Origin of the sequence: Lentilactobacillus diolivorans DSM 14421 (genome assembly GCF_001434255.1) — a bacterium.
Classification (GTDB): Bacteria; Bacillota; Bacilli; order Lactobacillales; family Lactobacillaceae; genus Lentilactobacillus; species Lentilactobacillus diolivorans.
Map to the genome: position 1 here is coordinate 22,735 of NZ_AZEY01000032.1, position 12,600 is coordinate 35,334.

Sequence of the window (12,600 nt, forward strand, 5' to 3'; positions counted from 1 at the left end):
AGGAGGATTAATCAAATGAATGATGCTCATCAAGTTACAACATCAAAAGTCAATTTTAAAAGTCCTAAAGTAAAAAAACAGCTTCGAGTCGGCCTTGCAATGTTTATTGGTCCAATTGGTTGGCTTAGCGCTTATTCTGGAGTCTCTGCCACACTATTACCAGCTAAAATCGGCCAGTTAATTCCCGCACACAAAGTTGCAACAATTGCGCTATTCTCAACTGTTGCGATGATCGTGGCGACAATTGCAAACATTGTGGCCGGTGCTTTTTCTGATATTACCCGATCAAAACATGGTAAACGAACCCCGTGGATTGTAACAAATTCAATTTTATCCGCTATTTTACTTTTTGCATTTTCAATGGCAAACTCAGTCCCCGTCCTATTAGGGATCTGGGCAGTATACCAAATTACTTTGAATGCAATCATTGCCCCAATGGTTGCCCAGATTGCAGATAGAATTTCACCTAATTTAAGAGGAACCGTCTCTTCTTTCTATGGTGTTGGATATGCGATCGGTAACTTTGGTTCCGGGATTATTGCGTCTCGGTTTATCTCACATGTTTCAACAGGAATTATTGTCTTTGCCTTCTTCACACTTTTTGGATGCCTGCTTTCAGCTTGGCTGGTGCAAGAACCTTCAAATATGGATTCACCCAAGAAACCATTCAATAAACAGACTATCAAGGAAAACTTCATGTTCCCAACAGCAAATTCCCGTGATTATTACCTTGCTGTCGGTGGTAAGTTTTTGATGATGGTTGGCCAGTTCATTATTGTTGGTTACCAACTTTATATTTTTACTGATTATATGAAATTAAATCCCAGTCAAACCGCTACTTCTGTCGCGATCATGTCAACAATTTTACTGGTAACGGGAATCCTGCTTACGGCACTTACAGGACCAATTTCCGATCATGTTCATCGCGTTAAGTTCCCAGTTGCCTTTGCAACAATTTTACTGGGAGTTGGTGCTCTCTTTCCAGTTTTCACACCATCACCATGGACAATGTATGCCTATGCTTTGATCTCAGGAATTGGAATGGGTGCCTATAATGCCGTTGATCAAGCGTTAAACATTGCCGTCCTGCCTAATCCGGATTCTGCAGCTAAGGATCTTGGATTTATCAACGTTGCCGTTACCGTCGGAATGATTGTTGGCCCCTTAATATCAGGCGGTTTAATTTCTCTCTGGGGATATCGGATTATCTTCCCCGTCGAAACGCTAATTTGCTTAATCGGTGGCATTATGATTATGATGATCAAAAAAGTTAAATAATCTGTTACAAGTATTTCTGAAAGCGTTCGCACAAAGGAAATAGGGCTGAGACAAAAGTGATTTTGTCCAGCCCTGTTTTGTGTCATCATGATTATTACCAAGCGAAAACGCGGGACAAAAGGCAACTTCCGACCGTACAACCGAATTATCCCACTATTCTACCCGGAGCACATTCGGATAATCCAATTGTACTCTGGAAGTTAACCGCCCTTTGTCTCACTCTTAATCCATTATCCATTAGCTACCGTAAACCGTTGTTGATGATGTTTAGGTGTTAAGATTTCGCTAACTAAAGCAGCTGCCATTGTTCCTGCAGTCGTTTTTGATTCACCGCTATGATTAAAAATAACATGTTCGCTATCATATAAAATTTCTTTAGCTTTTGGTCCAGGGGTGTAGCTAAATGCTGGTGAGACGCCAAACCAATCAACATTATCAACGTCTCGCAAAAACTTAAGTTCTTTAAACTGCTCTTGTGGAATTGCCCGCCAGGATCGGGTACTTTCATCTTTTTCTAAATCGGTTAAGGCAACATGATCGTCGTCACCGATCAAAAGGCTGCCAGCACCTAAAATAAAACCTAATCTCACTTTTTGACTTTCTCTAAATTGACTAACAAGCTTGGTGGCTAAATCAATGTGCCGATAAGCTTTATCTGGTGTTGTGGCAAATGCATCCAAAACAACATCACTATCAGAGAAGTCAGCCGGTGTTAACTGGAACGCATCTTTTGCCAAAATTTGAATCTGTGGAAATTGACTTTTAAGTTGGGTCAGTTTTTCCTCAGAACGACCATTCGCAATAATTTCTAATCCATTTGCAACGGCTTCCTGGACAAAAGCTGACCCAGTCATTCCGGTTGCTCCAATGACAAATACCTTCATCAAACCACTCCTTACTTTTTGTTAGTCCAATAACATTAGCATGAAATAGTTACTGGGCGCAACTATTTAAACTGCCAAAATATTTTCGGGAAAAAGTTAGCGACAAATTACCCCTTTAAGTGACAGTTACCACATCACTTAAACGTGGAAAAAGCAACATCCATTTTACAAGTCATCATACAAGCTACCGTTAATCACAATTGATAAGCATTTAATTTTTCCCTGGTTGGGTATCCGTCGTTATCCCCGGGTGCCTGAACGGCCAATGAACCAATCGCGTTGCCTCGCCGCACAGCATTTTCCAGTGGCATCCCATCCAGTAGTCCTGTGATCACCCCCACTGCAAAGCCATCACCAGCGCCAACCGTATCAACAACATGATCAACCGAATATCCGGGAATCATCATGTGATTACCATCTTTAGTCTTAATAAAAGCACCTGTTTCTCCCATTTTAATAATCACCGTGTCCGTATTAATACCATTTTCAAGATAGAAATCAGCAATGGTTTCGGGTTCCCGACTGCCTACCAAAATTTCACCTTCACTTAGACCTGGCATAATAATATCAGCCTGCATCGCAAATTGATTGATTTTTTCAACCATTTCAGCTTGAGATCGCCAAAGTTGTGGGCGCAAATTGGGATCAAAAGTTGTCCGAATTTCAGGATGACGATGAATTAATTGCAACAAACGGTTAAATGCGAGTTCTGCTTGATCAGAGATTGCCGGAAATATCCCGGTTAAATGAACTAATTTGACATCCGTTAAATCAATTTGATCCATCGCAACATCATCAATGTGGCTCGCCGCGGAATTTTTTCTGAAGTAGGCAACGCCCGGATCGCCTTTAGTAACCCGCTGCTTCATTTGAAAAGCAGTCCAATGCTTTGACGTTTGGCTAATATAACTTGTCCCGATGTGGTTTACCGCCAATTGTTCTTTGATAAACTCTCCTAGTGGATCGGCTCCCAACTGGGTCACATATTCAGTCGAATATCCCAATCGTGAAACACCAACGGCTACATTTACCTCAGCACCAGCCAAATATTTTTTAAAGTTAACCGATTGCGCCAATGATTGATCTTCATCCTGTGATGCAAATAATGCCATCGGCTCACCAATTGTTAAAAAGTCACTCATCTTAGTTCCCCCATTTTATCGTATTTGAAGCGATTACAAAATTATTCAAAAAAAGAATTTATTTACGCGATTTGGTTGTAAATTGAGTCGAGAAGTAATATATTAATACATGTAAGTAATATATTAATATTATAATATCTTGTCGCAAAAATTACAAAGGAGCTACTTAAAATGAGTATGGATCGTTTAAACAGCCTGAAAAAGATTGTGGATGCCGGCATTATCGCCGTTGTTCGTGCCGACACCCCCGAAAAGGCTGAAGCAATTAGTAAAGCCGCAATTAAGGGTGGCGTGACCGGAATTGAATTAACTTTCACGGTACCCCATGCTGACCAAGTAATTGGCCGCCTAACTGCTGAATTACCTAATGGTGTGATTGGTGCCGGGACTGTTCTGGATGCCACATCAGCTCGACTTGCCATTATGGCCGGTGCCGGCTATATCGTCAGCCCAACGTTTGATGCTGCCATTGCTAAATTATGTAATCTGTATCAAATTCCTTATCTGCCTGGCTGCAGCACAATGACCGAAATGCAACGCGCCATTGAAGCCGGTTCTGACATCGTCAAGCTCTTTCCCGCTTCAGTTGCTGGTCCATCGATGATCAAAGCCGTTAAAGCCCCATTTCCACAACTCAACATCATGCCCACTGGCGGTGTGAGTTTAGATAACTTGGATCAATGGTTCGCAGCTGGTGCGGTTTGTGTTGGCGCCGGTGGTAACTTAGTTGGTCCTGGCGCAACAGGCGATTATGATCAGGTCACCGAAAATGCCAAAAAGTACATTAAGAAATTAAACGAAATTCGGAGTAACTAACCTTCTCTTACAATAAGGGTTGAGAGGCTGGGGTAAAAGCAATTTTACTTCAGTCTTTTTTGATTCACAAAAATTGGTCATAACCATCAATACCGAAATGAATTTATGCACTTTTTTCAAGGTTAGGTTCTAATCCAATTCACGAATATTAATGTCATTAAATATTAATATTTTTGAAAAAGAAAGCGTTAATGGTTGAGCTGGTACTAATAACCGCTGTAATATTACATGTTCACTGTCGTTAACCGGTTGCCGCCCATCAATAAATAGCTTAGTTTATATATTGAACCAATTTTAAAAACATTTAATTTCGACTAAAAAAGAACATTAAAATTTTACATAAAAGTGAGGACCAACATGATAAAACAAAAGATTGCTGCCTGTTTGGCAACCATTGGCATTAGCTTCGGAATCTTGGGTGCCACAACCATCACTTCCCACGCTGCTTCTCTCTCCATTCCCGATATCTCTGAATGGCAGGGAAAGATCACCAATCTTCAAGCGCAAAATTTAAAGAATCAGGTTTCATTTGTCATTAACCGCCGCCAATATGGCAGCAGTTACGTTGATAAGTACGCTACCAATAACACCGCATTATACGTTAAATACGGGATCCCGTTTGGTGAGTATGATTACGCCATGTTCACCAGCGCTGCCAGTGCTAAAACCGAAGCCTTGAACTTCTATAACCGTTCCAATAAAAATGCTAAATTTTATGTCTTGGATTTCGAACAAAACAATGCAGGTGGCGCTTCTAAAGCGGCTGTTAATGCTTGGTACAATGAAATGCGATCGCTGACTAATAAAAAATTAGTCTTCTATTCATACCAGTCATTTGCAACAACTTATGCCGGCAGTATCCGCAATAAATTTGATGCCCAATGGATCGCTAATTATTCCGCTCGGCCAACCATCACAACCGATCTTTGGCAATATACGAATAAACATTACTTGGCAGCCCTTGGTAAGTATCTGGATGACAGTAAAGTGATGACGACTTCTCACCCCGTTTCCTGGTGGACTGGTGACAGTTCAACGGCAACGGCTTTACAGGCATCATCCATTGTGAAAACGCCTAAGTATTACCACGCCCTTAACAGCAGCGAACAAATCACCGCTAGTCGGAAAGTGTATCTGTACGATTCCAAGACATTTTCAAAAGCTAATCGAACCAAAGCGTTATCAGCCGGTCAAAACTTAAAGGTTAAATCAGTGACAAAGCGGTCAACCGGTTCATACTACTTCACGACCACAGATGGTCAATACGTTACAGCCAACCGCTCATACGTTAACGAATAGGAGGCGTCACACAAATGACTTTAAAAAAACGATTCATTGCTTCAACCCTTGCCGTTGCTGGAACAGTTGCTTTGGCTTTTAGTGGTTATGCAATTATCAATGAACCAATTTTTCATGCCAATACTGAAATTAGTTCAGCCCAGCAGACGCCCGCACCGCAATCTTTATCGGTGGCCGGCAACCAATTAACCGCGTCGGTAACTAACAGCGACCCAAAGGACTACAAACTCGATTACAATGATCAAAACAACGCTAAACACGCGATGTTTGAAATGCAAACTTATTCGGATGATCAAGATGCCGCTAACGCACTCAATTATTTTGGTGATCAAGCCGGTACCAAAGATACCCTAAAGAATGGGAAAGCTGCTACTTCACAAGGAACCCTCGGCCATGTTTATACACACTGGAATCAAGGTAACTGGTCAATTACAACCGTTACCCCATCCCAAGCCGCCGGTGGTCAGAATCCTTCGACCTTTGCCAGTCAGGTTGCCAGTGAAATCAATCAACATCCCCTTCCCAGCAAAGAGGTTAATCATGGTGCTATTGTGTTATATTCAACCAATGAATCTGAAATGGCCAATACTGTTAAATGGCAAAGTAACAAACATGTTTATCAAGTTGCCAGTGATCAGTACCAAACTGCGATTCAGCTAAGCAGTCAATCCAATTAGGAGGAAAATCCCATGCGACACAAGAAATTAGCCGGTCTAGCAGTTGGATTACTACTTGTTGTTGGCGGTCTCAGTGGCTGCAATTCCAATAAGCAAAGCCAAGACCAGCATTCCAGCAGTTCAAAGATTTCCAATGCTTCAAAGACGGACATGCAAAATTCAAGCACTTCTTCAACCAGGTCCAGTAGTCAGTCGACTCAAAGCAGCGCTCAATCGTCATCAGCAACCAGTAATCAATCAAGTACAAACAGTAATTCGGGTAATTCAAATCAGTCAGCAACAAGCAGCTCGCGCATTGACAGCTTGAATCATGAGCTGACTCAAAAGCTGGGAAACGTGACACTGCCAACCAGTGATGGTTTAACAACTCATAACGGTAAATTAAACATCCGTTATTCCGGTAATCAAGCTAATTATCGAATTCTTTACAGTGTTGGCAATCAGGCGCTCGATCTCAACGCAACTCAAACCACCAAGCAGACCCCTTACGCCAGTTTCCAGAAAAAAACTTATGATTCAGCAACTGCCGCTGCCAGCGCAGTTGATTATACTAAGCCATCGCAAAATAAAGGTTTGCCTAAAGTAAAACTGTCCAGTAAGATAACCGGTTACGAAAATGCCGGCGGTGGCCAAAACTACATTCTTTGGAATGAAGGTAACTGGTCACTGGCAGTCCATGGCAGTGTGGTTAATCACACAGATCCAAAATCAACGGCTGTTCAAACCATTAAACTCTTAGATAGCCACACATTACCTGCTCCAAACAACTATGGTGCCATTAAATTTAATGTTCATGCCGCAAAAGATCATCTGCGTGATCAAACGATTTCGTGGCAGGACGGTCAAACCGTTTATACCCTGCAGGGAACCGATATCAGGACTGCAATTGCTATGGCAGCGAGTGTTAAATAACCAATTAATTTAAACACTAATATTGCTAATTTAATCATAAAAGAAGCACAGTTATGGAAATTTCTTTCACAACTGTGCTTCTTTTATGATTGACTATAGCTCGTTACTCGAAAAAGCCAAACTGGTCATGAGCATTATTATAAGAAATATCATCCACAATCCGGCCTAAATAAGCTTCGTCATCAGGCGCCTGACCACGCGCTACCCATTCACCAATTACGTTACAGAGTACCCGTCTAAAGTATTCATGGCGCGGGTAAGACAAGAAGCTGCGTGAATCTGTTAACATTCCCACAAAATTAGGCAGCAAACTTTGTTCTGCCATTGTCGTGAGTTGTCGCGTCATTCCACTAAATGTATCGTTAAACCACCATGCTGCACCCAATTGCAGCTTCTGGACACCGTCTTGTTGGAAATCACCCATCCCAGTAGCCAGTTGCATCCAGTCGTTGGGATTCAACGAATAAATGATCATTCGGGGAACTCGATCCTTGGCTTGCATGGCAATCAACAGCTTCATGAATTCTTGGGCCAGATCGGGTTGGGTCCCCATTGAATCAAACCCACCGTTGGGGCCAAATTGTTTAAGCATTGGTTTGTTGGCATCCCGAACCGCATTCATATGAAATTGCATCGTCCAGCCAAATTTCTTGTTCAGCTTCATCAAAGCTTCCACCAGCATTGTTTGATATTGATTAATTTCAGTGTTAGTCAACACTTTATTTGCTCTGGCCTTTTTAATAATTGCATTCAATTCATCTTTGGATGCCGGGATAAAATGAAAGAAATTCAAACCATGATCAGACAACTTGCCACCAAGCGATTCAAAATAACTAAACCGCTGTTTAAGGGCAGCTACCAACGTTTTAAAGGATTTGATGGTCACACCGGAAACATGTGACAGTTGTTGCAAGTAATCATCGTAGCTGTCAGCAGTTAAATTAAACGCACTATCCGGCCGCATTGCCGGTAGAACTTTAAAACCATTTTGGCCTTCCTTTTCTTTTAATAGCTTATGATACTTAAGATCAGAAGCCGGATCATCAGTCGTACATAAAGCTTTAACATTCGAACGGCGAATTAAACTTCGGGGCGTAAAGTCAGCCGTTTTTAGCATTTCATTAGCTTTTTTCCAGATGGCTGGTGCACTTTGCCGATTAAAGACATCATTAATCCCAAAGAATCGGCGTAATTCCAAATGGGTCCACTCATATAATGGGTTACCAACGGCTTTCTCGATGGTACCGGCCCAAGCTATAAATTTATCATAATCGTCACCGTCACCGGTAATTAGCTTTTCAGGAACGCCATTAGCCCGCATTAACCGCCATTTGTAATGATCGCCAAAACCATTTTCGTAAATCCAAATTTTAGTGATGTTCTCATAATTTTTGTTTTCGTAAATTTCCCTTGGATCCAGATGGCAATGAAAGTCAATAATCGGCATTTTGGCCGCATAGTCGTGAAACAGTTTTTTCGCCATTGGTGTAGTTAATAGGAAGTCATCATTTAATAGTGTCAAATTTGCATCTCCTTATTTAATTTCTTTGGCATACTTAGACAAAGTAGCTTCAAGGGTTTTACGAACCGCCCCGATACCACTGATTTGAGATTCAAAATATTTCTCAACTCTTTCACCCAAACCAACTTCATATAAATTATGACCAAAAATTGCTTTATTAGCTAAAATATCTTTTAAATGCGCATGAACATCCGTCTTTTCTCCCAATTTGATGTCACTAACTTTAGGCTGCAATTCTGATAGTAATGGATCTGGACTGGGCGCAAACGATTTTCCCTGATCATCCACTGCCATCAGATAACGACACCAAGTTGCCAATACCAACGGAATAAAATGTAAATCAGCTGGCTGGCGTTTCGGATCATCAGCATAGTGGGAAATTGTAACACCATAACGGACGGCCAATTTTTGGGAGGTATCACAAGCAATTCGTTGTGGTTTATCAGGGATGAATGGATTAGGTAAACGCTTAGTAATTACCTGATCAATGAATTCTCTAGGATCAATTACTTTAGGATCTGTAACCACTGGCAGCCCTTCACCATACCCGATCTGTTTAATCAGTGCCAACATATCCGGATCACTGACTTCCTTTGAAATTGAATCAAACCCCAGTAGTGAACCGTTAACTGCCAGTGCTGTATGCAGTGGATTCAAACACGTCGTCACTTTCATTTCATCAGCTTTATTAACGGTGTCACGATCAGCTAAAATCACATCCGTTTTTTCAAATGCCGGTCGACCATTGGGAAAATCGTCTTCAATGACCAGGTAATGAACTTCCTCGGTGTTACTAAATGCCGCAAATTTTGTATGCCCTTCTTGAACAATCTGATAATCTTCGAAGCCATCATTTTTAAGTTGTTCAGAAACCGTTTCAGATGGGTTGGGCGTAATGCGATCAATCATTGAAAATGGAAAAGTGATAGTTGCCCGATCCTTTAAATAATCAAGAAATTCCGTTGGAACAAACCCATTTTCCTGCCAACCCTTGGCAATCGTTAACACACTTTTTTCAAGTCGTTCACCATTTTGGGAGAAATTATCAGTGCTAACTAATGCCATGGGATACTTACCAGCTTTATAACGACCAAATAGCAACGCAACTAGTCCGGCCATATTATTCTTTGGTGCACTAGGGCCACGCTTAATGTCATCTTGAACAGTTGGTAAGATATTTCCATGAGTATCCCACAGGTTATACCCCTTTTCAGTAATTGAAAATGTCGCTAATTGAAGTGCTGAATTTTCAAAGGTCGAAAATAATTTGTGCCAACCAGCGGGATTGCTCGGCGAAAAGAACACCGCGTCCGACACTGCCGGAATTAATTCCTTTTCAAACCTACCGTCAGCATGCGTAATCACGCGTAACGTTCGATTGTTATATTTGTTATAAACGTCGTTGGCAACATTGGCATTATGGGTTTCAGCAACAACTACGCCAGCTTCCAAATCGCCCGACTCTAACAGTCGACTTGCGACAACCGTGTGAAATGCTCGAAACAGGTTCCCACCACCAAAATGCACCCATTTAGTCGCACCAACTTTCTGGTTAATGTCATATCTTGGTACTTTAATGCCTGCAGCAGTGAAGAGCTGCTGGTTAGTTATATAATCATCTGTAATCTTCACCATTAAAATGTGATCCTCCAAATATTGGAATATTAATATATTAAATACTTTTACTTTACTGCCAATAGTAACCGCTGTCAACAGACGATTTGTCCGCTTATTCACTGGTGAAATAACATCAATCAGTAAACGCTTTTTTAATTCGTGACAATATAAAAAAGAGCCAAAACAAGCATAACTTGTCCTGGTTCTCCTTTAGATAGGATATTCCTAATACAAATGAATTGATTTATTTCTCGTCCTTATTGACATGTGCACCTGGTTTTTTAGCAAGCATCTTTGTGAAAACATCAGTTAATGTCTCACTTTGATCTTCAAACTTTTTATTCAAAACCAACTGACGAAAGCTTTCAATTGAAATGTGTTCAACATCTTTGAATGGTAGCGGTGCGTTAATATCACTAGTTTGATTAAGTCCAGTCTTTAAAGTGATAATCAGCCCCTCCTTACTATCTAACGTGACAGTATAATATTCATAGTAAGATGGTGTTTCATAATTACCAACCAACTCTTTATTTTCTTTAAAGTACTCATTAATGAAATCATTGAACTTCTCTTCAGATTTTAATGATTCTTTCCAATTGTCAGGATTAAAAGTCATTTTGGATTCCTTCTTTCAAAATAAGAACGTAAAGACCCCTCCATTTATCGTAATGCTCCCGACCTAGAAAGAAAAACTATTATTTCTTACTAAGGAGAGTTCTCTTCATCCTTTTATGCTTTACTTTTTGTCTTTGTTAACGCCTTTACCCGGCGCTTCATCATCTGCCAAGTTAGCTGGATATGGGTTAAGTTTAAAAGCTTCATCTTTGCGAGGCGTACTTTCATTTACTGATCCAAAAGCTTTATGCAATGTAACTGTTCCCCAAGCAGGAACGGTTACATGCTGCCAAGTCTGTGGTTGACCGTAAACAGTAACAGCAGCCTCCAGTGGTTTGCTGGTTGGATTATAAAGGTGAGCTGAAATTGAGCCATCTGGTGCTAAAAATGCAACGGAACCAACCCCACCGGTATAACCGTCTTGAGTATATGTCGTGGACCCAATTACTGTTGAGCCTGGTTCAACATCTTGACCAAAGTTACGTAACATGTAATATTCCAGATTCCGTTGAACTTTACCGGTTGTATGATCAATTGTCACAACGCCTCGACGACCAGTTGAGCCAACCATGTTGGGTAACCCACGCTCATCAAGTGCCATGTTCCATAAGAAGATTGATGATAATCCTTGACGAACCAGCCAATTACCAATCAGTCCGAACATAATGTGAGAAGCATCTTCCGGTGTTTCCTCGATCATGCAACGACGTTCAGTCATCGCTAACTTCCAGTGTGGGAACGATCGGCTTCCTTTAAACAAGTTTGTATACGGACCGTCATAGGTATGGAAGGCAAACCCATCAAAAGCACTAGCTTGTTCGGGAGTAATTTGATCGGCAATCTGTTTATTCAAAACATTTAAACTGCCATCCCAGAAGTAAATTTTTGTATCAGGGAAGGTTTTATCCAAGGCTGGCCGTAGAAATTTATATCCAAAGTTGGCTAATTCTGGAATCTGCCAAATCATGGCTGGCCATGCAGCAGTATTTGAAGGCTCATTTTGGATCGTAATTGCATAAATTGGAATCCCAAGCTTTTTATATGCTTCAATGTAACGAACAAAGTACTGAGCGTACACGCCTTCAAAAGTATCTTTTTCTTGGTCATAGCCATTACCGGTATATTCGCCAAAGCGGAAATGACCGCCCATCTTTAATTCACCGGTATTCTTCATCCATGCCGGTGCTGACCATGGAGATGCCATAATCTTAATGGCAGGATTAATTTGCAAGATTTCTTGAACAACTGGTACAAGATACTTTAAATCTTTGGTTGCATCCGAGGCCCCCGGCTTACCTTCTCCAATTGAGAATTTAGATAAGCTCACGTCATGTTCCCCAAATGGGACATCATCATAAGTATAGTATGGCTGACTTGCAGGCTCACATGAACCAAGGGGAATCCGAATCGTGGAAAAGTTACCTTCCTTTGGATCAAAAAGTTCATGCAGTAAAGCACTCCGTTGTTCCTTACTCTGTTTCCAAATCAATGATGCGGCAGCATCAGTAATCGCTGCCCCGGCACCAAGCCAGTCTTGCTTTTTCACAGACGGATCAATAACGATCTTTGCCGCATCGCCAGCATTCTTTTCTGGCCTGGGTGTTTCAAGATGATCACGTTTCTGAGAAAGATCCCCGGCTGTTGCAGTCCAAAATTCTGTTGGAAATAATCCGTTCCCTGAATTACTTGACATAAGATAGTACGTCCTTTCTATAACAAACACTTTCTAGTTTTTAATTGCTACTTAGTATTTTAAGCTTTTAGCGAACCCGTTTAATCATCGCAATGGCAATACCACCGACAATCTCCATTCCAATTGCGAAGATAAAGATTGCATG

At 41.1% G+C, this 12,600-nt stretch carries 11 protein-coding genes; 5 read left to right on the forward strand and 6 right to left on the reverse strand.

Annotated features, from left to right (window positions below):
* Positions 1–15 precede the first annotated feature (15 nt).
* The gene (locus FC85_RS03965) at positions 16–1,278 is read left to right on the forward strand and encodes an MFS transporter (RefSeq protein ID WP_057864265.1); all 1,263 of its coding nucleotides are present in this window, start codon (positions 16–18) and stop codon (positions 1,276–1,278) included.
* A gap of 230 nt (positions 1,279–1,508) precedes the next feature.
* Here FC85_RS03965 and FC85_RS03970 read toward each other — a convergent pair whose 3' ends face one another.
* Positions 1,509–2,162, reverse strand: a complete 654-nt coding sequence (locus FC85_RS03970; RefSeq protein WP_057864266.1) for an NAD(P)H-binding protein — start codon at positions 2,160–2,162, stop codon at positions 1,509–1,511.
* A 194-nt stretch (positions 2,163–2,356) separates the two neighbouring features.
* Positions 2,357–3,304, reverse strand: coding sequence for a sugar kinase (locus FC85_RS03975; protein WP_057864267.1), 948 nt, complete (start codon positions 3,302–3,304; stop codon positions 2,357–2,359).
* A 177-nt stretch (positions 3,305–3,481) separates the two neighbouring features.
* Here FC85_RS03975 and FC85_RS03980 point away from each other — a divergent pair, with 177 nt between their 5' ends.
* From FC85_RS03980 to FC85_RS03995, 4 genes are all read left to right on the forward strand, one after another.
* Positions 3,482–4,120 carry a bifunctional 2-keto-4-hydroxyglutarate aldolase/2-keto-3-deoxy-6-phosphogluconate aldolase gene (locus FC85_RS03980; RefSeq protein WP_057864275.1) on the forward strand — a complete coding sequence of 213 codons (639 nt, stop codon included), beginning with the start codon at positions 3,482–3,484 and terminating at the stop codon, positions 4,118–4,120.
* A gap of 357 nt (positions 4,121–4,477) precedes the next feature.
* The gene (locus tag FC85_RS03985; protein WP_083484946.1) at positions 4,478–5,419 is read left to right on the forward strand and encodes a GH25 family lysozyme; all 942 of its coding nucleotides are present in this window, start codon (positions 4,478–4,480) and stop codon (positions 5,417–5,419) included.
* Between the two features lie 14 nt (positions 5,420–5,433).
* On the forward strand, positions 5,434–6,096 hold the full coding sequence (locus tag FC85_RS03990; protein WP_057864269.1) for a hypothetical protein: 663 nt from the start codon (positions 5,434–5,436) through the stop codon (positions 6,094–6,096).
* 12 nt (positions 6,097–6,108) lie between these two features.
* On the forward strand, positions 6,109–7,008 hold the full coding sequence (locus tag FC85_RS03995) for a hypothetical protein (protein ID WP_057864270.1): 900 nt from the start codon (positions 6,109–6,111) through the stop codon (positions 7,006–7,008).
* A 103-nt stretch (positions 7,009–7,111) separates the two neighbouring features.
* Here the strand turns inward: FC85_RS03995 and uxaC are convergent, their stop codons facing one another.
* From uxaC to FC85_RS04015, 4 genes are all read right to left on the reverse strand, one after another.
* Positions 7,112–8,530 carry a glucuronate isomerase gene (gene uxaC, locus FC85_RS04000; protein ID WP_057864271.1) on the reverse strand — a complete coding sequence of 473 codons (1,419 nt, stop codon included), beginning with the start codon at positions 8,528–8,530 and terminating at the stop codon, positions 7,112–7,114.
* 12 nt (positions 8,531–8,542) lie between these two features.
* The gene (locus tag FC85_RS04005; RefSeq protein WP_057864272.1) at positions 8,543–10,165 is read right to left on the reverse strand and encodes a mannitol dehydrogenase family protein; all 1,623 of its coding nucleotides are present in this window, start codon (positions 10,163–10,165) and stop codon (positions 8,543–8,545) included.
* Positions 10,166–10,391: 226 nt separating this feature from the next.
* Positions 10,392–10,763 carry a hypothetical protein gene (locus FC85_RS04010; RefSeq protein WP_057864273.1) on the reverse strand — a complete coding sequence of 124 codons (372 nt, stop codon included), beginning with the start codon at positions 10,761–10,763 and terminating at the stop codon, positions 10,392–10,394.
* Positions 10,764–10,883: 120 nt separating this feature from the next.
* Positions 10,884–12,455: a glycoside hydrolase family 30 protein gene (locus FC85_RS04015; protein ID WP_057864274.1), complete on the reverse strand. Its 1,572-nt coding sequence runs from the start codon at positions 12,453–12,455 to the stop codon at positions 10,884–10,886.
* Between the last annotated feature and the right edge of the window lie 145 nt (positions 12,456–12,600).

Bases quoted from the DNA above. Each gene is read 5' to 3' on its own strand.
- FC85_RS03965 (WP_057864265.1), top strand. From the start codon at position 16: ATGAATGATGCTCATCAAGTTACAACATCAAAAGTCAATTTTAAAAGT.
- FC85_RS03970 (WP_057864266.1), bottom strand. From the start codon at position 2,162: ATGAAGGTATTTGTCATTGGAGCAACCGGAATGACTGGGTCAGCTTTT.
- FC85_RS03975 (WP_057864267.1), bottom strand. From the start codon at position 3,304: ATGAGTGACTTTTTAACAATTGGTGAGCCGATGGCATTATTTGCATCA.
- FC85_RS03980 (WP_057864275.1), top strand. From the start codon at position 3,482: ATGGATCGTTTAAACAGCCTGAAAAAGATTGTGGATGCCGGCATTATC.
- FC85_RS03985 (WP_083484946.1), top strand. From the start codon at position 4,478: ATGATAAAACAAAAGATTGCTGCCTGTTTGGCAACCATTGGCATTAGC.
- FC85_RS03990 (WP_057864269.1), top strand. From the start codon at position 5,434: ATGACTTTAAAAAAACGATTCATTGCTTCAACCCTTGCCGTTGCTGGA.
- FC85_RS03995 (WP_057864270.1), top strand. From the start codon at position 6,109: ATGCGACACAAGAAATTAGCCGGTCTAGCAGTTGGATTACTACTTGTT.
- FC85_RS04005 (WP_057864272.1), bottom strand. From the start codon at position 10,165: ATGGTGAAGATTACAGATGATTATATAACTAACCAGCAGCTCTTCACT.
- FC85_RS04010 (WP_057864273.1), bottom strand. From the start codon at position 10,763: ATGACTTTTAATCCTGACAATTGGAAAGAATCATTAAAATCTGAAGAG.
- FC85_RS04015 (WP_057864274.1), bottom strand. From the start codon at position 12,455: ATGTCAAGTAATTCAGGGAACGGATTATTTCCAACAGAATTTTGGACT.